Source organism: Methylobacillus flagellatus KT (assembly GCF_000013705.1).
Classification (GTDB): Bacteria; Pseudomonadota; Gammaproteobacteria; order Burkholderiales; family Methylophilaceae; genus Methylobacillus; species Methylobacillus flagellatus.
The window spans coordinates 2,340,788-2,361,035 of sequence record NC_007947.1 but is presented as its reverse complement, the minus strand read 5'-3'; the positions used below and the strand labels follow the sequence as shown (position 1 = coordinate 2,361,035).

At 55.4% G+C, this 20,248-nt stretch carries 16 protein-coding genes; 10 read left to right on the top strand and 6 right to left on the bottom strand.

Annotated elements, in window-relative coordinates; all coding sequences use genetic code 11:
* Positions 1 to 22 precede the first annotated feature (22 nt).
* On the top strand, positions 23 to 2,827 hold the full coding sequence (gene ileS, locus MFLA_RS11290; protein WP_011480429.1) for an isoleucine--tRNA ligase: 2,805 nt from the start codon (positions 23 to 25) through the stop codon (positions 2,825 to 2,827).
* Positions 2,820 to 3,275, top strand: coding sequence for a signal peptidase II (lspA, locus tag MFLA_RS11285; protein ID WP_011480428.1), 456 nt, complete (start codon positions 2,820 to 2,822; stop codon positions 3,273 to 3,275). Before ileS ends, lspA begins: the two co-directional genes overlap by 8 nt.
* Before the next feature lie 186 nt (positions 3,276 to 3,461).
* On the opposite strand, the gene MFLA_RS11280 is transcribed toward lspA, so the two are convergent.
* The 6 genes from MFLA_RS11280 to MFLA_RS11250 all read right to left on the bottom strand — a co-directional run bounded on the left by MFLA_RS11280 (position 3,462) and on the right by MFLA_RS11250 (position 10,781).
* Complete coding sequence (locus MFLA_RS11280) at positions 3,462 to 4,520, bottom strand: NAD(P)-dependent alcohol dehydrogenase (RefSeq protein WP_011480427.1); 1,059 nt, start codon at positions 4,518 to 4,520, stop codon at positions 3,462 to 3,464.
* Positions 4,521 to 4,688: 168 nt separating this feature from the next.
* Positions 4,689 to 5,063, bottom strand: a complete 375-nt coding sequence (locus MFLA_RS11275; protein WP_011480426.1) for a DoxX family protein — start codon at positions 5,061 to 5,063, stop codon at positions 4,689 to 4,691.
* A gap of 244 nt (positions 5,064 to 5,307) precedes the next feature.
* Positions 5,308 to 6,120 carry a posphoenolpyruvate synthetase regulatory kinase/phosphorylase PpsR gene (locus MFLA_RS11270; protein ID WP_011480425.1) on the bottom strand — a complete coding sequence of 271 codons (813 nt, stop codon included), beginning with the start codon at positions 6,118 to 6,120 and terminating at the stop codon, positions 5,308 to 5,310.
* Between the two features lie 26 nt (positions 6,121 to 6,146).
* Positions 6,147 to 8,516 carry a phosphoenolpyruvate synthase gene (gene ppsA, locus MFLA_RS11265; protein WP_011480424.1) on the bottom strand — a complete coding sequence of 790 codons (2,370 nt, stop codon included), beginning with the start codon at positions 8,514 to 8,516 and terminating at the stop codon, positions 6,147 to 6,149.
* Positions 8,517 to 8,940: 424 nt separating this feature from the next.
* A complete protein-coding gene (locus MFLA_RS11255) occupies positions 8,941 to 9,492 on the bottom strand; it encodes a response regulator transcription factor (RefSeq protein ID WP_011480423.1) in 552 nt (183 codons plus the stop codon).
* A complete protein-coding gene (locus MFLA_RS11250; protein ID WP_011480422.1) occupies positions 9,489 to 10,781 on the bottom strand; it encodes an ATP-binding protein in 1,293 nt (430 codons plus the stop codon). Before MFLA_RS11250 ends, MFLA_RS11255 begins: the two co-directional genes overlap by 4 nt.
* 852 nt (positions 10,782 to 11,633) lie before the next feature.
* On the opposite strand from MFLA_RS11250, the gene MFLA_RS11245 reads away from it, so the two are divergent.
* The 8 genes from MFLA_RS11245 (at position 11,634) to MFLA_RS11210 (ending at position 20,207) form a co-directional block, all read left to right on the top strand.
* Positions 11,634 to 12,206, top strand: a complete 573-nt coding sequence (locus MFLA_RS11245) for a hypothetical protein (RefSeq protein WP_011480420.1) — start codon at positions 11,634 to 11,636, stop codon at positions 12,204 to 12,206.
* Between the two features lie 96 nt (positions 12,207 to 12,302).
* Positions 12,303 to 14,888 carry an ATP-dependent chaperone ClpB gene (gene clpB / locus MFLA_RS11240; protein WP_011480419.1) on the top strand — a complete coding sequence of 862 codons (2,586 nt, stop codon included), beginning with the start codon at positions 12,303 to 12,305 and terminating at the stop codon, positions 14,886 to 14,888.
* A gap of 162 nt (positions 14,889 to 15,050) precedes the next feature.
* Positions 15,051 to 15,545 (top strand): hypothetical protein, encoded by a 495-nt coding sequence (locus MFLA_RS11235; RefSeq protein ID WP_011480418.1) that lies wholly within the window; start codon positions 15,051 to 15,053, stop codon positions 15,543 to 15,545.
* A gap of 209 nt (positions 15,546 to 15,754) precedes the next feature.
* Positions 15,755 to 16,075, top strand: coding sequence for a c-type cytochrome (locus MFLA_RS11230; RefSeq protein WP_011480417.1), 321 nt, complete (start codon positions 15,755 to 15,757; stop codon positions 16,073 to 16,075).
* 217 nt (positions 16,076 to 16,292) lie between these two features.
* On the top strand, positions 16,293 to 16,514 hold the full coding sequence (locus tag MFLA_RS14945) for a hypothetical protein (protein WP_048811706.1): 222 nt from the start codon (positions 16,293 to 16,295) through the stop codon (positions 16,512 to 16,514).
* Positions 16,515 to 16,521: 7 nt separating this feature from the next.
* Positions 16,522 to 17,046, top strand: coding sequence for an FxDxF family PEP-CTERM protein (locus MFLA_RS11220; protein ID WP_229407056.1), 525 nt, complete (start codon positions 16,522 to 16,524; stop codon positions 17,044 to 17,046).
* Between the two features lie 58 nt (positions 17,047 to 17,104).
* On the top strand, positions 17,105 to 17,836 hold the full coding sequence (locus tag MFLA_RS11215) for a PEP-CTERM sorting domain-containing protein (RefSeq protein WP_011480415.1): 732 nt from the start codon (positions 17,105 to 17,107) through the stop codon (positions 17,834 to 17,836).
* 73 nt (positions 17,837 to 17,909) lie between these two features.
* Complete coding sequence (locus MFLA_RS11210; protein ID WP_195741997.1) at positions 17,910 to 20,207, top strand: TonB-dependent receptor; 2,298 nt, start codon at positions 17,910 to 17,912, stop codon at positions 20,205 to 20,207.
* Positions 20,208 to 20,248 lie beyond the last annotated feature (41 nt).

Below are 20,248 nucleotides of genomic sequence, written 5' to 3'. Positions count from 1 at the left end.
AAGATTGAACGAAACTAGACTGATGAGCGAAAACACCAAGTACAAGTTGAACCTGCCAGAAACCAGTTTTCCGATGCGCGGAGACCTGGCGAAGCGTGAACCCGCATGGCTGAAAGGCTGGCAGGACAAACAGGTGTACCAGCGCATACGCAATGCGCGCAAGGGTGCGAAGAAATTCATCCTGCACGACGGCCCGCCGTATGCCAACGGCGCGATTCACCTGGGGCATGCCGTCAACAAGATATTGAAGGACATCATTGTCAAGTCCAAGACCTTGTCCGGCTTCGATGCGCCTTACGTGCCTGGCTGGGATTGCCATGGCCTGCCGATCGAGCTGGCTGTCGAGAAACAGCACGGCAAGGATATTCCGCCGGCTAAATTCCGTGAGCTGTGCCGCGCCTATGCCGCCGAGCAGGTGGCGAGGCAGAAGCAGGACTTCATTCGCCTGGGCGTGCTGGGCGACTGGGATCATCCTTACCTCACCATGGACTTCCAGACCGAGGCCGACATCATCCGCGCGCTTGGCGACATCTACAAGAATGGCTATCTCTACCAGGGCTCCAAGCCCGTGCATTGGTGCGTGGACTGCGGCTCGGCATTGGCAGAGGCCGAAGTCGAATACGAGGACGTCAACTCGCCCGCGATCGACGTTGGCTTCAAGTTCGTCGATCACGCTGCGCTTGGCGCAGCGTTCAATACCACCGTCAATGGTGATGCCTACGCGGTGATCTGGACCACTACGCCCTGGACCTTGCCTGCCAACCAAGCCGTCAGCGTGCATCCTGAGCTGGAGTATGACCTGCTTCAGACTTCGCGCGGCTTGCTGGTGCTGGCGCACGACCTGGCCGAAGCGACGCTCAAGCGTTATGGCGAGGAAGAGGCGCCGGTGCTTGGCTCTGCCAAGGGCGCGGCGCTTAGGGGTCTGCTCGTGCAGCATCCTTTCGAGCAGCGCACCGTCCCCGTGATCACGGGCGAGCATGTCACGACCGATGCCGGTACCGGCCTGGTGCATACCGCTGCCGCGCACGGCAACGATGACTGGTTGGTGATGCGTGCGCATTATCCCGAGGAAAAGCCACGCGTGTTGATCGGCGGCGACGGCAAATTCTTCAACAGCGAGCTGGTCGAGCTGGCCGCAATTCGCGGCTTGAACCGGCAAGAGGCCAACAAAGTCATCCTGACTGTATTGCAGGAAAAGGGCGCCTTGTTCGCCAGTGCGCGCCTGAACCATAGTTTCCCGCATTGCTGGCGCCACAAGACGCCATTGATGCAATTGGCGACCCACCAATGGTTCATCGGCATGAACCAGGTCGGCAGCAATGGCAAATCCCTGCGCGAACTGGCAAACAAGGCGGTGGACGATACGGCGTTCTATCCTGCCTGGGGCCGAGCGCGTCTCGAGGCGATGATCAGGAACCGTCCTGACTGGTGCGTCTCGCGCCAGCGCAATTGGGGTGTGCCGATGCCGTTCTTCGTGCACAAGGAGACCGGCGAACCGCATCCGCGCACTGCGGAGCTGCTCGAAACCGTCGCGTTGCAGGTGGAGCAGCAGGGTATCGAAGCCTGGTTCTCGCTCGATGGGGCAACCTTCCTGGCTCAGCATGCGCCCGAGAATGCAGATCAATACAAAAAGGTGACGGATACGCTGGATGTCTGGTTCGATTCCGGCGCTACCCATGCGGCGGTATTGAAACGCCGTTCGGAACTGCAAAGTCCTGCCGACTTGTACCTGGAAGGTTCGGATCAGCATCGGGGCTGGTTCCAGTCATCCTTGCTCACCGGCTGTGCGATCGATGGTCGTGCACCGTACGATGCCTTGCTCACCCACGGCTTCACCGTGGACGAGAAAGGCTACAAGATGTCGAAATCGCGCGGCAACGGCATCGAGCCGCAGGATATCTGCAACCGCCTCGGCGCGGACATGCTGCGCCTGTGGATCGCTTCCACGGACTACTCCGGCGAAATGTCCTTGTCGGAGGAAATCCTCAAGCGTGTGACCGACAGTTACCGCCGCATCCGTAATACCCTACGCTTCCTGCTCGCCAACCTGGCCGACTTCGATGCGCAGCAGGATTTGCTGCCGGTCGAGCAGTGGCTGGAGCTGGATCGCTTCGGCTTGGCATTGACACAGCAATTGCAGGCGCAGGTGCTTGCCGACTTCGATCGCTACGAATTCCACCTCGCGGTGCAAAAGCTGGTGGGTTTCTGCTCCGAGGAGCTGGGCGGCTTCTATCTCGATATCCTCAAGGACAGACTCTACACATCGGGCGACAAGTCGCATGCGCGCCGTTCCGCACAAAGTGCACTGCACCATATCACCCATGCCCTGATGCGGCTGATGGCGCCTATCCTCAGCTTCACGGCAGATGAAATCTGGAACACCTTGGGCCTGGATGCCAAGGCCACCGTGTTCGAGGAAACCTGGTACGCCTTGCCGGAGCACGGCCTGGATCAGTCCGCACTGCAGGCATGGGAGACAGTGCTGGATGTGCGCAACGCCTCCAACAAGGCGATCGAGAACGAACGCGCGCAAGGCAAAATTGGCGCTTCCCTGCAAGCTGAGCTGGATATCTATGCCAGCGGCGATATCCATGCCGCACTCGTGCGGCTGCAGGACGACCTGCGCTTCGTGCTGATGGCCTCACGCGTCACCGTGCATGCGCGAGAGGGTGGGTTGGAAGTGAAGGTAAGTGCGAGTGCGCATGCCAAGTGCGAGCGCTGCTGGCATTACCGTGCCGATGTCGGTAGTGATGCCGCGCACCCAACCATTTGCGGCCGTTGTGTCAGCAACCTGTTCGGTCAGGGCGAGTCGCGTCATTATGCTTAAGTGGCTGGGCCTGAGCGGCATCGTGGTTGCGCTTGACCTTTATACCAAGCACTTGGTGCTTAAGGCTTTCGAGTATGGCGAACACCTGCAGCTCACCTCATTTTTCGATCTGGTGCGCTATCACAACGAAGGCGCTGCATTCAGCTTCCTTGCGGGCGCTGGCGGTTGGCAACGCATTTTTTTCAGTGCGATCGCCGTGGTGGCTTCCATCATTATCATCCGCCTGCTGCGCAAGCACCCGCAGCAGCACTTGTTCTGTCTTGGGCTAGCCCTGGTGCTGGGCGGTGCGCTGGGCAACCTCTATGACCGCGTGACCTTGGGTTATGTGGTGGACTTCCTGTTCTTCCATTACGGAGAATACTATTGGCCGGCATTCAACGTGGCGGATTCGGCGATTTGCGTGGGCGTCGCGTTGCTGATACTGGACAGCTTCAGGAAGAAAGCCTGAGCCGTTGCAGGCTTGAGTGGACAGAAAAAAGCACACCTCGGTGTGCTTGTTTTATTTCATGGAGTGTCAACAACATGCATCCAGCAAAGTGATTTTGACTGGACGTGTTGTCCTGCCCAGCCAGTGCTATAACTAGTATGGCGAGGCAGGACTGCGATGCAACAGGGATTTTGCGAGCTGTTGTGCTTAAGCCGCTTGCCTGAGGCTGGCGATATCAATCACGAAGCGGTATTTCACGTCGCTCTTCAGCATGCGCTCGAATGCATTGTTGATTTCCTGGATCGGGATCAGCTCGATGTCGGAAGTGATATTGTGTTCGGCGCAGAAATCCAGCATTTCCTGGGTTTCCTTGATGCCGCCGATCAAGGATCCGGCCAGCTTGCGGCGCTTGAATATCAGGTTGGCGACGCTGGGGGAAGGGTGCGGGCTGTCGGGCACGCCTACCAGGCACATGGAGCCATCGCGCTTGAGCAGGGCCATGAACTGGTCAAGGTCGTGCGGTGCGGCGACTGTGTTGAGGATGAAATCGAAACTTTGCAGGTGCTGCTGCATTTGCTCAGGATCCTTGGAGATGATGACTTCATCGGCACCCAGGCGTTTTGCGTCTTCTACCTTGCTGGGAGAGGTGGTGAACAACACCGTGTGCGCCCCGAGTGCTTTGGCGAATTTGACGCCCATGTGTCCAAGACCGCCCAGGCCCACGATGCCGACCTTTTGTCCCGGGCCGACATTCCAATGACGCAGAGGGGAATACGTCGTAATGCCGGCGCAGAGCAGTGGCGCTGTCGCCGCTAGATCGAGCTTGTCTGAAATCTTCAATGTGAAACGTTCGTCCACCACAATCAGGTTGGAGTAGCCTCCGTAAGTGACCTGGCCGGGCATGTGCTTGTCCGGGCTGTTATACGTAAATACAGCGTGGTTGCAGTACTGCTCCAGGCCTTCCGCACAGTCGGGGCAGGCGTTGCATGAGTCCACCATGCAGCCTACGCCTGCCAAGTCGCCTACCTTGAATTTTTTGACATTGCTGCCGACCTGGGTCACGCGCCCTACGATTTCGTGGCCAGGCACGACTGGGAAAATGGAGTTTCCCCATTCGTTACGCGCCTGGTGCAGGTCGGAGTGGCAAACGCCACAAAATAGGATTTCGATCTGGACATCATTCGCTCCAACCTGACGCCGCTCGAAAGAAAATGGGGCCAAAGGAGATTTGGGATCATGTGCTGCATAACTAATGGCTTTGGTCATGGTGCAATACTCCAGTAAATGAATATGGAAAATGTTGCTATTATGCCGTGCTTTATTGATCCAATAAATGGAAATATCTCAATTTCACAATTCCTTAAATATGAATTGTTTGGCCTCGGCTAGACTGGTATTTCTAGCCGGGGCGTGCCTATGGATGTGGTTGGGTCATCAATTGCGTCGGCTATCGACAGATAGCCAGAGTGTGGGCGTGCTTGCCAGGATCAGGAATCCGCCCGCGATGGCAAGATCCTTGAGGAACAGGATGGTCTGCATCGAGTCCTTCAGGTCGAAATGGAACAGGAAGGCGGCCGCGATACAGAAAATGGCGAGCAGCCAGGAAACCAGGCGTGTCTGGAAACCGATGATAATGGCGATTCCACCCAGGAGCTCAAGCGCAATCGTGGGCCAAAGCAAGATGCCTGGCACCTCGACGGACTCCATGTAGGCGATCGTGCCCGTCTGGTCCGCAATCTTTCCTGCACCTGCAACGATAAAGATAATCGCGATCAGGATGCGGCCCACTAGATGTGCATATTGGTTCATTCATAATCTCCTCTGCATTTAGTGTTGGAATAATCGGCAGTGACAAAAACGCATGCATTGCCAGGCTCCACCATAAAGCAAAATGAGTGAGTATGCCATGTCAGTATATTCATCCAGCTCGGACAGCGACCTAGCACATAGCATCCAGCAATACCGGGTGTAGGCATGCTTGGTGAGTTCTGGAGTCAGGTGCAATAAAAAAGGGGCTGAAGCCCCTTTTATGGTAGTGCTGTAGTGCCAGCCGTCAGTGGTTCGAGTTCACACGGATTTTCTGCAGGATGATGGTGGAGAGTTCTTCAATCGAGCGACTGGTGGAATCGATCCAGCTGATGCCTTCTCGATGCATCAGATCTTCCGCCAAGCGGATCTCGCGCCTGCAATTGTCTAGGGATGCATAATGGCTGTCCGGTCGGCGCTCGCTACGTACACTGTGCAGGCGCTCAGGATTGATCGAGAGCCCGTACAGCTTTTCGGGGTACTTCTTGAGTGCCTCGGGCAAGGAGCCGCGCTCCAGGTCTTCCGGGATCAAAGGATAATTTGCAGCCTTGATACCAAACTGCATTGCCAGGTACAGGCTGGTCGGCGTCTTGCCGCAACGGGAGACACCGACCAAGATCACTTGCGCTTCGCTGAGGCCGAAATCAGTCATGCCATCGTCATGGTTGAGCGTAAAGTTGATCGCGTCGATACGCTCATAGTAGCTATTGCCCAGCACGCTATGGGCAATGCCAGAGGTGCGGGAAGGCTGTTCCTGCAACTCTTCAGCCAGCGGATCCACGAAGGAGCCGAATACATCCAGATGCACGGCGTTGCTTTGCTTGAGCATATCGCGCAGGTCGGTATTCACCAGGGTCATGACGACGATAGGCCGCGCACCATCCGCTTTTTCCGTTTCGGCAATCTTGAGCAATGCCTCCTGTACCTTTTGCTCAGAGTCGGTGAAGGGCAGGCGGATATGCTTGAAGCTGACCGTGGGAAAGTGCGCCAACAGGTGCCCGACGGACTCGGCAGTAATCCCGGTACCGTCGGAAATGAAAAATACGCTGCGTTTCTGCATGACGCGCTGTCCCTTGGACTGAATGGTTATTTGCTCTTGCTGATACGTTGCCAGGTACTAATCACGGTATCAGGGTTGAGGGACACGGACTTGATGCCTTTTTCCACCAGCCATTCCGCGAAATCGGGATGATCAGATGGCCCCTGGCCGCAAATGCCGACATACTTGCCGAGGCGGTTCGCGGTGTCAATCGCCATTTCCAGCAGCACTTTGACCGCAGGGTCACGCTCGTCGAAGCCAGCAGCGACCAGGCCTGAGTCGCGATCCATACCCAGGGAGAGCTGGGTTAGGTCGTTGGAGCCGATGGAGAAGCCGTCGAAATACTCAAGGAACTGCTCAGCCAGCAAGGCATTGGAAGGGATTTCGCACATCATGATCAGGCGCAGCCCGTTTTCGCCGCGCTTGAGTCCGTGCTTGGCAAGAATCTCGACGACCTTGCGTGCCTCGTCCAGGGTCCGGACGAACGGAATCATGAGTTCTACGTTGGTGAGGCCGAACTGGTCACGGACTTTGCGCATCGCAATGCACTCAAGCTCGAAGCAGTCCTCGAAATCGGGGGAAATATAGCGTGCGGCTCCACGGAAGCCCAGCATTGGATTCTCTTCTTCCGGCTCGTAGATTTCGCCGCCGATCAGTTTGCGATATTCGTTGGACTTGAAGTCAGACATACGCGCAATGACGGGCTTGGGCCAGAATGCTGCACCGATGGTAGCCACGCCCTCGGCAAGTTTGTCGATGTAGAACTGGCGCGGACTTTCGTAGCCCTTGGAGCGACGCTTGATTTCTTCCTGAAGGTCGGCAGGCACGCTGTCCAGGTGGAGGATGGCCTTGGGGTGGATGCCGATCATGTTGTTGATCACAAATTCCAGGCGGGCTAGGCCAACGCCATCGTTCGGGATCTGTGCGAAGCTGAACGCCATGTCGGGGTTGCCGACGTTCATCATGACCTTGACGGGTGCTGGCGGCAGCTTGGCTTCCTCTTCCTGAGTAACGGAGAAAGGGACTGCGCCGGCATAGACATAGCCGGTTTCACCTTCCGCACAGGAGACAGTGACGACCTTGCCATCTTCCAGCAAGTCAGTGGCATTGACGCTGCCCACGATCGCAGGAATGCCAAGCTCACGCGCAATGATGGCGGCGTGGCAGGTGCGGCCACCTCGGTTGGTCACCAGCGCGGAGGCACGCTTCATGACGGGCTCCCAGTTAGGGTCGGTCATGTCTGCCACCAGAACGTCGCCAGGCTGCACAGTATTCATTTGGGAGGCGTGCTTAACCACGCGGACAGGGCCCGAGCCGACTTTCTGCGTCACGGCGCGACCAGTGATCAGCGCGGTATTGCCGCTGCTGTCGATCTGGAATTTCTCGACCACGTTGCCGCTCTGCGATTTTACTGTCTCTGGGCGGGCCTGCAGAATGTAGAGCTTGCCGTCCACGCCGTCGCGGCCCCACTCAACGTCCATCGGGCACTTGTAGTGTTCTTCGATCAGGACAGCAAAGCGGGCCAACTCGAGGATTTCCTCGTCTGTGATGGAGTAGCGCGCGCTGTCCTCCTTGCTGTTCTCGACGGTATGGGTGCTCTTGCCGGCGACATTGCTGTCGCTGAACACCATCTTGATCAGCTTGGAGCCCAGCGTGCGGCGCACGATGGCGGGGAAGCCCTGGGCGAGCAATGGCTTGTGGACGTAGAACTCGTCAGGGTTCACCGCACCTTGTACCACGGTTTCACCCAGGCCGTAGGAGGAGGTGATGAAGACCACGTCGCGGAAACCGGATTCGGTATCCATGGTAAACATGACGCCGGAGCTGCCCAGATTGCTGCGCACCATGCGCTGCACGCCGGCAGAGAGGGCGACATCAGCATGGATGAAGCCTTTGTGCACGCGATAGGAGATGGCGCGGTCGTTGTAAAGAGAGGCGAACACTTCCTTGATGGCGTGCAGGATGTTGTCCAGGCCATGAATATTGAGGAAGCTTTCCTGCTGTCCGGCAAAAGAGGCGTCAGGCAAGTCTTCAGCCGTCGCGGAAGAGCGTACGGCAAATGTCATGTCGTCGCCGGAATCGGCGGTCAGCGCCTTGTAATGCTCGGCAATGGCGTCCTGCAGTTCCTTGGGGAAGGCGGTATCGACAATCCATTGGCGGATTTTCTCGCCGGTGGCGGCCAATGCATCGACATCGTCGACATCAAGCTTGTCGAGTTCTGCATTGATGCGCTTGTCGAGACCATCCTGTGCCAGGAATTGGCGGTAGGCATGGGCTGTCGTGGCAAAGCCACCTGGCACCCGTACGCCCTTGGCAGTAAGCTGGCTGATCATTTCGCCCAAAGAGGCATTCTTGCCGCCAACTGCAGGCACATCAGAGATGCGCAGCTTGTCAAAGGCGATTACGTAATCCAACATGTTTACTCTCCATCAATTACATGACGCTGGGCGCACGTAAGTTTTTGTTTCAGTATAGCTTTCCATCAAGCGTTGTGCTGTCGGGGGAGCGGAATACCAAAAAGCTCAAAGATTTTAAGGGGATGCTGATAAGAAAACCAATATTTTGCCTTATTCTCGGCGTTGGTGTCACGCCTCACCGCACTTTGGCGGCAAATTATCCCTGTGCAGACGCAATATTTCCGGAATTGTAAACGCTGTGCAAGCGCTTGGGATAGGTACTAGTCCAAATGGGCTAGGACTCCCTGAAGTCCATTCGGTGTTTCTGTCATGCGGTAAGCGTGACTTTAAACAGGCGTCCGGTCAAGCGTCCTCCGCAACCTCCAACTTGATCCGACTGTTTTACCTGCAAGGTATTTCATGAAAAGCGGTCGACCGTATATTGCTATTTCCTGGCCGGGTGCTTGTTCAGCTTGCGCTGCAAGGTGCGCCTGTGCATGTTGAGGCTGCGCGCAGTGGCGGAGATGTTGCCGTCATGTTCCTGCAGCACGCGTTGGATGTGCTCCCACTCCATGCGGTTGACCGAGAGCGCATTTTCGGGAACGGGGGCGTTGACGTCACCTTCCGTGCGCTCGAATGCCGCAAGCACCTGGTCAGCGTCCGCCGGCTTGGCAAGATAATGCGTCGCGCCTAGCTTGACCGCCTCCACAGCGGTGGCAATGCTGGCATAACCTGTGAGTACCACGATGCGGGTCTGGTTATCCAGCTGGTGCAAATGCCTGACCAGTGCCAGTCCGGAATCCCCTGGCATACGCAGGTCGATGACGGCATATTCCGGGCTTTCGTCCACATACATGGACATGGCTTCGGCCACGTTGTGGGCGACTTGCACCAGAAATCCCCGTTTCTGCATGGCTTTTTGCAGGACTTGCGTAAAGACTTCGTCATCGTCCACTAACAGCATGCTGGGTTGATCTTGAAGAGATTCTTGGGTCATGGCGTAGGTTTCAATTGGAGATTTTTCAACGGAATGCGCACCCGGGACAATGTGCCCTGGGGTTGCCTGGGCGTGAACGCGACTTCGCCATCGAATTTTTCCAGTACAGACTTGGCGAGAAATATGCCCAGGCCCAAGCCGCCAGCGTCCTGCTTGGTGCTGTGGAATGGCCTGCCTATGAGCGCGAGTCGGTCCGCACTGGGAAAGCTGCCTTGATCATGAATATCGATGATGAGCATATTCTGTTCCACCCGTGCAGACAGACTGATACCGTGGGGTGATGCATCGGCAGCATTGTTGATCAGGTTGGTGAGCGCCTGGCCCAAGGCAAGATCGGCCACAATGAGGGGGCACGGCTGTGGGAGCTGGATGTCCACCTTGATCGGTGTGGACGGGCGCATCTCTTGCCAGCGCTCTGTCACTTGCCCGATAAAGGCGTCTGCAGGCATGGAGGAGGCCGCCTCGGAGCGCATCATGCCCGCCGATGCAGTAATGGAAGAAAGGATTTCCTTGCAGCGGTCGATTTGTTTGCGTAACAGTGTCAGCGAGCTGGATAGGCCTGGATCGTGCTGATGCTCCTGCACGAGCTCCTGGGTGATGACCGCCATGGTGGAAAGTGGGGTGCCAAGCTCGTGGGCCGCACCGGTCGCCAGGGTACCGAGTGCCAACATACGTTCGCTTGCGAGCAGTTTTTCCCGGGATTCGGCCAGCAGCTTGTCATATTCGCGCAGGTTGCGCCCCATGCGCTCCACGAAGAATGCAATGACGATCGCACTCACGACGAAACCGCCCCACATGCCGAGTAAATGTAGGCTGAAGCCTTGGTCATGCTCGTGGTAGGAAGCACCGTGGTGCATGGCGCTATGAATCGTCAGTGGCTCATACCAGAACATCAGTAGGCTGTAGGCTGCAATGACCAGGGCCGCGATCAGCCAAGTGTAGCGCCAGGGCAGTGCAACCGCGGCCACGGATAGTGGCAGCAGGTACATCCAGACAAAGGGGTTGCTGTAGCCTCCTGTGACATAGAACAGCCAAGTCAGCAGGGCAATGTCGAGCAGTAGCTGTGTCAGCAGCTCGAGTTCGTGGATGCGTGCCTGGCGCCACAGGCGCAACCAGCTGAAGAGGTTGACGACCAGCATGAGGCCGATGGCGCTGGCGACTTCTATCGTGGGCAGCGCGATGTCGAATGCGCGGGTGGCAACGATGCTGGCCAATGCCAGGGCGGCCATCATGACGACGCGTAGCCACAGCAGGCGGCGCAGATTTGTGGCAAAAGCGAGCGAAGACATGGGAGGATTTTACCTTAGGCAGGGCTTGGCAATGCATGCGGCAGAATGCCGCACCTGCGTAAATGCGCTCTGCTGGCTATACGGGAGGCTGCGACAACATGTCGCATTCCCAGGCGCAGGTGCTGCATTTAATATGCCCTTATCCAATTGAGGATACCTCATCTAAAAGCCAATGGCTTTTTTTGCAGAGGCTGGGTACTTGCTGGTGCCCAGCCTTTTTCTTTATCAGAATTTGCCACCATCGATGGCCTCAGTCCCGATAGTATGCCTGGCCGTGCGCATAAATTTAATATGCTGCTGGTTCTTTGCTTCCCCGGCGGCAGGCGGGACAACAATTGAGAGTAGCTCTGTGCCAACCAAGCCTTAATGGCCCGCTTGCGGATGACGTCGGCACAGGACAAAATGCCGCGTGCGTATGGCGACGGCGTGCGCTTGCCCGTCATGGTGATGCTGGCCTTGGCATCGTGGTTTCCGGCCTAATATGGCGGCAGGATTTTGGCGCTGCCCAGTCGAGGACAGCACGGATCACGAAGAGTAAGAAGGTAACTAGGAGGCTGCTTCGAATAGCGAGGGTGTGGCTATTGCGTGTCGTCGGTGATGAGGGAAAACGCGACCCGCCCTTTCACTCGACCAAGCATATATTGGATCCAGGCATTCTTGCTGGTCAAGTAGACAACCCAGACAAGGGCCATGCCTGCTGAATGGGATGTGACGCAGGAAGGAAAGGCAAGCTCCAGTGCTTTACCTCACAACATGCTTGCCCGGATAATCACAACACACATTGTTCTTGAGATGCGATAGATGTGTCGCACGCGTATCATTTGCGTCATGCGCATCATGAATCGATGAAATATGAAACAGAAGATTATTGGATTTATCGGGCTATTGATGGCTTGTTGTCCGGCTGCTGCAGTAGAAGTCGGCCCGGATGCCGTCAACGACGAGGACATCGAGCTGCGTCAGCTGGCTGACCGTATCCCGAGCAATTGCCGGGTGGCGGCGACGCGGGATGCCAACGGGCAGCCGGTGTTTTTCTGGCAGCATACATTCAGCGACGGCACGCGGGATCTGGTGATGGCTGCCTCCCTCGAAGGTCGGCTGCAGGGGATCAGGCGTGTCACGTATGATGGCAGCCGCAGCCTAGGTTGCCACTTCCCGTTGCTGGCCATCGTGCGCGGAGGGCGTTGGGGCTGGCACCTGGTCTGGATGCGCATGAACAAGGGTGTTTACTATGCGCGCATGGATGGTTCCGCGTGGGTTTCCACACCACCCAAGCGGATGACGACCGACGATGTCAGTCATATTGAGCTGGTCTCGAATAATAACCAGGTGAGGCTGAGCTGGCTGGAAATCCGTAGCGATGGTTCTACCTCACTGCATCGGTTGGTTTCGGAGGATGATGGACGGAGTTGGGAGCGGCGTTAGCACCCTGTAGGATTTTGTTAAAGCGAGATGCTTGAATTCAGCCAGGTTGATCACCATTTAGTAGTCAACTCAACATATTCATGAAGGAAGGCAAGCATGCGTTTCGATAAACTGACTACAAAATTCCAGCAAGCGCTGGCTGATGCGCAAAGCATTGCGGTTGGCAACGACAATCCCAATATAGAAGCATCACACCTGTTGCTGGCCTTGCTCAATCAGGAAGATGGCGGCACGGCATCCCTGCTTGCCCGTGCCGGGGCCAACCTGGCACCGCTAAGGGCCGGATTGCAAGCCGCCATCGACAATCTGCCCAAGGTGCAGAACAATAGCGGCGAGGTATCGATCTCGCGTGAGCTCAACAACCTCCTGAACATCACGGACAGGAACGCCCAAAAACGCAATGATGCCTACATCGCGAGTGAGATGTTCCTGCTTGCGCTGGCTGACGACAAGGGCGAGACGGGTCGTTTGCTGAAGACCCACGGCCTGACCAAGGCTGCGCTGGAACAAGCGATCAATGCCGTACGCGGCAATGAGACGGTCAATAGCCAGGAAGCCGAAAGCAATCGCGAGGCCCTGAAGAAATTCACCATCGACCTTACCGAGCGTGCCCGTTTGGGCAAGCTGGATCCTGTTATCGGGCGCGATGATGAAATCCGGCGCACGATCCAAGTCTTACAGCGCCGTACCAAGAACAACCCAGTATTGATCGGTGAGCCTGGTGTGGGCAAGACCGCGATCGTGGAAGGCCTGGCCCAGCGCATCGTCAACGGTGAGGTGCCTGAAACCCTCAAGAATAAGCGCGTGCTGGTTCTTGATATGGCCGGCCTGCTGGCGGGCGCCAAGTACCGTGGCGAGTTCGAGGAGCGCTTGCAGGCCGTATTGAAGGAGCTTGCGCAGGATGAAGGCAAAACCATTGTCTTCATTGATGAGATCCATACCATGGTGGGCGCAGGCAAGGCGGAAGGCGCCATGGATGCCGGCAATATGCTCAAGCCGGCACTGGCGCGTGGCGAATTACACTGTGTGGGCGCGACCACGCTGGATGAGTACCGCAAGTACATCGAGAAGGATGCGGCGCTGGAGCGTCGGTTCCAGAAGGTGCTGGTGGATGAACCTTCTGTTGAGGCGACCATCGCCATCCTGCGCGGATTGCAGGAAAAATACGAAGTGCATCACGGCGTGGAAATCACCGATCCGGCCATTGTGGCTGCCGCAGAGCTGAGCCACCGTTATATTACTGACCGCTTCCTGCCAGACAAGGCAATCGACTTGATCGATGAGGCGGCGGCACGCATCAAGATGGAAATCGATTCCAAGCCCGAGGCACTGGATAAGCTGGAGCGTCGCCTGATCCAGCTCAAGATCGAGCGCGAGGCGGTGCATCGTGAGAAGGACGAAGCTTCTCAGAAACGCTTGTCGCTGATCGAGGATGAAATCAGGCGCCTGGAAAAAGAGTACGCCGACCTGGAGGAGATCTGGAAGGCGGAAAAAGCCCAGGTCCAAGGCAGCAAGCATCTGAAGGAAGAGATCGAGAAGGTCAAGCTGCAGATCGAGGAAGCCACACGCAAGGGTGAATGGCAGAAAGTGTCCGAGCTGCAATATGGCAAGCTGCCGCAGCTGGAAACCCAGCTCAAGCAGGCTGCCAGCGCGGAAGAACAAGGTGGCCAGAAGCCACATCGGCTATTGCGCACGCAAGTCGGCGCGGAAGAGATCGCCGAAGTGGTGTCGCGTGCCACTGGCATTCCTGTTTCCAAGATGCTGCAGGGCGAACGTGACAAACTCCTGCATATGGAGGAGAAACTCCATGAACGCGTGGTCGGGCAGGATGAGGCTGTGCGCCTTGTCAGTGACGCAATCCGCCGTTCGCGCTCTGGTCTGGCTGACCCGAACCGGCCGTATGGCTCTTTCCTGTTCCTGGGCCCTACTGGCGTAGGCAAAACCGAGCTCACCAAGGCCTTGGCAGGCTTCCTGTTCGATTCGGAGGACCACCTGATCCGCATCGATATGAGCGAGTTCATGGAGAAACACTCCGTGGCACGCCTGATCGGTGCGCCTCCAGGCTATGTGGGCTACGAGGAGGGGGGGTATCTCACTGAAGCAGTGCGCCGCAAGCCTTACTCGGTGATTCTGCTGGATGAGATCGAGAAAGCGCATCCTGATGTGTTCAATGTGCTGCTGCAGGTGCTGGATGATGGGCGTTTGACCGATGGTCAAGGTCGTACCGTGGACTTCAAGAATACGGTGATCATCATGACTTCCAACCTGGGCTCGCAGATGATTCAGAACATGAGCGGCGACGAATACCAGGTCGTGAAGCTGGCGGTCATGGCCGAAGTCAAGGCCAATTTCAGGCCGGAATTTGTCAACCGTATCGATGAAGTCGTGGTGTTCCACGCCCTGGGTGAATCCCATGTGAAGTCGATCGCCCGCATCCAGTTGCAGAACCTGGCCAAGCGCCTGGCGGCAATGGAGATGCACCTTGATGTGAGTGATGCTGCATTGGCAGAAATCGCCAACGCTGGCTTTGATCCGGTATATGGTGCCAGACCGCTCAAGCGGGCCATCCAGTCCGAGATCGAGAATCCGCTTGCGAAGGAAATCCTCAATGGCAACTTTGCTGCCAAGGATACCATCCATGTGGACTTCAAAGGCGGGCGTATGGTATTCAGTAAGGCATGAGTCGTGTCAGGGCAGGGGTATCCCTGCCCTGATCCTGATACGTAGGTTAAAATTTTTACACTTGAAGAAGACGTTATGGGAATTTGGCCACAGGTCCAAGGTCATACAAGCAGTGTGGCCTGTAATGGCCTTGTTTGATTTGGCATGCGCCAGGAGGATGAGATGAGATTGATCGTTGCTGCCCTAATCGGCAGTTTGCTACTGGCCGGATGCGCAACTACCCAGCAGCAGAAAGAACCCCAGATCCAGCGTATTTCCGCTGAAGAGCTGGAGAAGCTTCTGCCCAAGCCAGCTCCTTTCATCACTTATGATGAGTTGGTGCGCTTGTCCAAGGCCGGTACTAGCCCTGACGAAATTATTGCCAAGATCAAGGAAACTAACTCCCGCTATGATTTGACGCCCTCCAAGGCATTGGAGTTGAGCAAGCAGGGAGTGGACCCCAAAGTGCTGGATTATATTTACAATAGCCGCGAACAAGCGCTGCGAGATAGTTTTGCTGAAGAGCTGAACAAGCGCGAGAAGGAAAAAGTGGTGGAGCAGGAAAAGCTGCGCCGCGAATACCAATGGCGCTATCGCGGATTCTATGATCCCTTCTGGGGCCCCGGCTACGGACCTTACTGGCGCGGATATTACGGCCCGCGCTGGGGCTGGTGGTAGTGTTTATTTAGCAAAAGCAAAAAGGCTGGTGATTCCAGCCTTTTTGCTTTTTAACAGTGCTTGAGGTGTGGCAAATTGTCGCGCGACAATTTGCCACATACTTAAACTTTCTCTGAGTCATTATTATTTAGTCCGCATTCGAAATATGGTTTCTCAATGAAGACTGTTTTCAAATGCAATGTTTAAGATAAAGATAATCTGGAGAAAGTATGAATAAACTATGTGTGTTGCTGTTGGTGGCGCAGGGCATTTTTACTGCTCATGTTTATGCTGCGGATACAAAAGCTGCAGAAGCATTGGCACGAAAGAACGGATGCTTTGCATGTCATGGAGTCGATAAGAAAATTGTCGGTCCAGGATACAAAGAAATTGCTGGAAAATATAAAGGCGATAAAACAGCAGAAGCAGCATTGATTGCTAAGGTCAAGGCTGGCGGAAGCGGCGTATGGGGACCTATGCCAATGCCACCTAATGCCCATGTCAAGGATGAGGACATTAAAACCATCGTCCAATGGATACTTTCTTTGTAGCACCATCTTAGGCTTGCTTCTTCCATCTTTCTGTATATATCCTTGATATTGAGTGTGGTTTAAAGCTGACTACCTCGCGGATAGTCAGCTTTTTTAACTGAACACAAATGTGACAAATTGTCATGCGACAATTTGTCACATTCTCACTTGTCCCCTCTTTCCTTATATTGCTCTATGGCGCTTATAGCCAATTTGCTCTTATTGAAAGGGAAAACCAATGAAAAAAATGTTATTGCTGGCAGGTTTGATTGCCAGCCAATCCGCGTTTGCCCATGTCAGTTATACGGGCCGGGATTTTGGTAATTTTGATGGCCTGAGCGATCAGTCAATCACAGTTTCCAACCAAGTCACCCGAAGTTTCGGTTGGGCAGATGCCGCAGATGCCGACTGGGGGAGACTCGCACCAGGTCAAATGGTTTACCTTCAGCTTGGCCAATGAGGCCTTGGTGACCATTTCAGCATCTGCATTTGCAGGTGCAACGGCTAGTTCTCTTGATGGATTGCTGCCTGGGTTCAGCCTCTTCGAAGGAAAGGCACCACCTGCAGCCCACGATGCGACTCCAGTAACGCTGGCCTATCGCGATACATTGGGTTTTGATACCGAAGGCGCTCTGAATACATTGGGTGATTTCCAAATCGGCAACGATGCAGGTGAAATCAATAAGCTGACATTTATTGGCTATGCGGTAGACGGCACCTCTGACAACTTCGGCGACTTGCCGGGCGTCATTGGAGACGGTGTCGCGGATGGCTCTGTCAGCGCCAGCTTCTTGCTGGGCGCAGGGACCTACACCCTCATCGTCGGCGGTGCGGATTATGCCTCACAGAACGATCCGCTGTCCCTTGCCTACAACTATGGTTTATCAACCACATTGAGCGTGGCTGCGGTTCCAGAACCCAGCACTTACGCGATGCTGGCGCTCGGTCTGGTCATGCTGGGCTTTGCTGCCCGCCGTCGCACAGTGCGCTAGTTCCTTAGTCAATCCAGAGGCTCTGACGAGCCTCTTTCTTCTCGGATAGGAGAATAAAATGAAATTCAGCAAAAAGCATGTTGCATCTGCAGTTTCTGCCTTCTTGATGGTAGCTGGTGCGAGCCAGTCCATGGCTGCCGTCAGTACGTACAATATTGAAACCGTATGGTATGAGCCAGATACCCAGCCTCGGGACACTATTTTTCTCGGTACGTTTGATTACGATAGCGCTACCAAGACAGTGTCCAATCTCAGGGGAATATTGTCCGAATCGATGACAGGGGATCCAATCGCCTACCCCAATGACAACATGACCTGGCTGTCCCTCGATTACCAGCTGAAATCCTGGTATGACGCCACTCTTGGTGGTACGTTCGCTGCCACATTCAAGAACGACAATACCAATACCTTCTGGACTGGGACGGGTGGTGATGGATGGAGCCCGCAATCTGGTGTAAATGCAGGCGGCGTTTACTATGGCTTCCCAGGTGCTGGCAATAACCCTGGCAATGCCTATGCGCTGGTGTTCATTCCAGATGATCCCTTGCAGGCGCTGACACAAACGCAGATCAACCATCTGGCCTATGCAGACTGTGCTGCCGGCGGCATGATGGGCGCGGTATGCATGACCGGCACCTCGGCCGAAGTCTATGGCGCCATTGGCACGATGAGTGGTTACCCTTTGTCACAGACAATTACGGCAGCGGTACCCGAACCCAGCACCTATGCCATGCTGGGAATGGGCTTGGCATTGATGGGGGCCGTAGTACGCCGTCGTCGCCAGGCCTGACCTGATTGATCATTTAAATCTCAAAAGAATGGCAGGTGCAGTGCACCTGCCTTTTTATCTTGAAAGCTTACGAATGAATAACCCCACCTTGCTGAGCCTGGCTGTCTCGCTTATATTCAGCCCAACCATCGGCATGGCAGATAGCAGCGACAACAGCAGACAGAATGGCATTCCAGTCAAGGCGTTGCCCCTGCTTGATGTTCAGGCAAGCCGCATGGAAGGCCCCGCATTTGAAGGTCAATCGCTTTCCTCTTCATCACTGGCCAGGCAACGCGTTAATACCAACGACACCGCCAGGTTGCTGGAAGATATACCGGGCGTCAGTACTTATGGGGCAGGTGGTATTTCGAGCCTGCCAACCATTCGCGGCTTTGCTGATGACCGCATCCGCACCCAGGTGGATGGGATGGACCTCATGAGCGCCTGTCCCAATCATATGAACCCGGCACTCTCATACATTGACCCATCCAATGTGGAAACCGTGCAGGTATATGCAGGGATTACGCCGGTCAGCGTGGGGGGCGACAGCATCGGCGGGACGATCCAGGTCAATTCGGCCAGGCCCAAATTTGCCAAGGATGACCAGGATCTGTTGGTAACAGGCAAGCTCGGCACGTTTTACCGCAGCAATGGTGCGGCGAGAGGTGGCAATATTGCGCTGACTGTGGCAAGCCAGAATCTCAGCCTGACCTATACCGACTCTTATTCCCAGGCCAATAACTACAGGGCAGCGGGAGATTTTAAAAAGCCCGGTGGGTGGAACCAGCAGAACAATCCTTTTTTAAGACCTTTCATTGACAAGGTCACTGAGCGTACGGTTGCAGGAACAGCTTACCGCGGCTCGCGTCATCGCGAGCTCAGTCTTGGCTGGAAAATCCTGGACAATCACCTGCTTGAATTGAAGTTGGGAGAGCAATCCATCGACTGGGAGGGGTTCCCCAACCAGCGTATGGACATGGTGTCAAGTGAGCCGGACCCTGCCAATCCCGGTAATTTCCTACTCAACACCAAGAAACCTGCCAATGTAAACCGTACTGCCAATCTTCACTACACTGGACAATTTGATTGGGGTGAGCTGGAGATGCGTTATTTCCACCAGAGCCTCGAGCACTCAATGGATATGTTGCCCCACCGCTATATGTTCATGATGATGCCGATGCTGTCAGAAGCTACCACGGATGGCGGTATGGCAAAAGCCACTATTGCATTGAGTGACCAGCACATTGCGCGCCTTGGCACGGATTTCCAGTTCTATCGCCTGGATGACTGGTGGCCTGGTATCGGGTTGCTCCCGAACTCAATGTGCTGCGACAACTTTTGGAATATCCGTGACGGCAAGCGTGACCGCATTGGCGTATTCGGCGAATGGGAAACGCAATGGAGCCGGCAATGGACTACCTTGCTAGGCATCAGGACAGACCGGGTCAAATCGAATACCGGATCTGTGCAAGGCTACTCAAGTGGCTCATATCAAGCAGACGCTGACGCTTTCAACGCCTTGCACCGCAGCCGTGAGGATTATCATTATGACCTGACTGCATTGTCTCGGTTTACTCCCGATGATGGTCAAAGCTACGAATTCGGTTTTGCCCGCAAGACCCGGTCTCCCAATCTGTACGAACGCTATCCATGGTCCAAGCTTCCCATGGCTGCGCTCATGAATAATTTCGTCGGCGATGGTAATGGCTACGTCGGCAATCCGGACCTGAAACCTGAAGTCGCCTATACCATCAGTGCGAGCGGTGATTGGCATGATGCCGACAAGGAAAAGTGGCAAGTCAAGACCACAGGGTATGTAACTTATGTCGAGCACTACGTCGATGCCGTACGACTGCCGGGTTACAACCGCAATGACGAATATATGCTGCTGCAATATGCCAATGCGGATGCCAGGCTCTATGGACTTGACGTTTCCGGAAGCTATCGCCTCGGCAGTCTTGCCAATATTGGCAGCTTTGCCGTCACGGGCATGGTCAGCTATGTCCGTGGAGAGAACGCACGACGGGCGACAGGCGACAACCTTTATCACATGATGCCGTTGAACGGGAAATTCGCGCTTGAGCACAAGCTGGGCTTGTGGACCAATACCTTGGAAATGCATGCGGTTGCCGAAAAAGACAGAATCTCCCAGGTACGCAACGAAATCACCACGCCCGGATACACCTTGTTCAACCTGCGCAGCAGCGTGGAATGGCAGCGCGCCCGACTGGATTTGTCAGTGGAAAACCTGTTCAACCGTTTCTATTATCTACCACTTGGCGGGGCTTATCTTGCAGAGGGGAATTCCATGACTACCAATGGTATTCCATGGGGCATGGGTGTTCCCGGACGTGGGCGCTCCATCAATGTCGCACTTTCCTACAGTTTTTGAACATGATCCTATGCGGCAATATGTCACTTTTCTATCAGGGA

Excerpts from the sequence above, each read along its gene's own strand:
- ileS (WP_011480429.1), top strand. The coding sequence starts at position 23 with ATGAGCGAAAACACCAAGTACAAGTTGAACCTGCCAGAAACCAGTTTT.
- lspA (WP_011480428.1), top strand. The coding sequence starts at position 2,820 with ATGCTTAAGTGGCTGGGCCTGAGCGGCATCGTGGTTGCGCTTGACCTT.
- MFLA_RS11280 (WP_011480427.1), bottom strand. The coding sequence starts at position 4,520 with ATGACCAAAGCCATTAGTTATGCAGCACATGATCCCAAATCTCCTTTG.
- MFLA_RS11275 (WP_011480426.1), bottom strand. The coding sequence starts at position 5,063 with ATGAACCAATATGCACATCTAGTGGGCCGCATCCTGATCGCGATTATC.
- MFLA_RS11270 (WP_011480425.1), bottom strand. The coding sequence starts at position 6,120 with ATGCAGAAACGCAGCGTATTTTTCATTTCCGACGGTACCGGGATTACT.
- ppsA (WP_011480424.1), bottom strand. The coding sequence starts at position 8,516 with ATGTTGGATTACGTAATCGCCTTTGACAAGCTGCGCATCTCTGATGTG.
- MFLA_RS11255 (WP_011480423.1), bottom strand. The coding sequence starts at position 9,492 with ATGACCCAAGAATCTCTTCAAGATCAACCCAGCATGCTGTTAGTGGAC.
- MFLA_RS11250 (WP_011480422.1), bottom strand. The coding sequence starts at position 10,781 with ATGTCTTCGCTCGCTTTTGCCACAAATCTGCGCCGCCTGCTGTGGCTA.
- MFLA_RS11245 (WP_011480420.1), top strand. The coding sequence starts at position 11,634 with ATGAAACAGAAGATTATTGGATTTATCGGGCTATTGATGGCTTGTTGT.
- clpB (WP_011480419.1), top strand. The coding sequence starts at position 12,303 with ATGCGTTTCGATAAACTGACTACAAAATTCCAGCAAGCGCTGGCTGAT.
- MFLA_RS11235 (WP_011480418.1), top strand. The coding sequence starts at position 15,051 with ATGAGATTGATCGTTGCTGCCCTAATCGGCAGTTTGCTACTGGCCGGA.
- MFLA_RS11230 (WP_011480417.1), top strand. The coding sequence starts at position 15,755 with ATGAATAAACTATGTGTGTTGCTGTTGGTGGCGCAGGGCATTTTTACT.
- MFLA_RS14945 (WP_048811706.1), top strand. The coding sequence starts at position 16,293 with ATGAAAAAAATGTTATTGCTGGCAGGTTTGATTGCCAGCCAATCCGCG.
- MFLA_RS11215 (WP_011480415.1), top strand. The coding sequence starts at position 17,105 with ATGAAATTCAGCAAAAAGCATGTTGCATCTGCAGTTTCTGCCTTCTTG.
- MFLA_RS11210 (WP_195741997.1), top strand. The coding sequence starts at position 17,910 with ATGAATAACCCCACCTTGCTGAGCCTGGCTGTCTCGCTTATATTCAGC.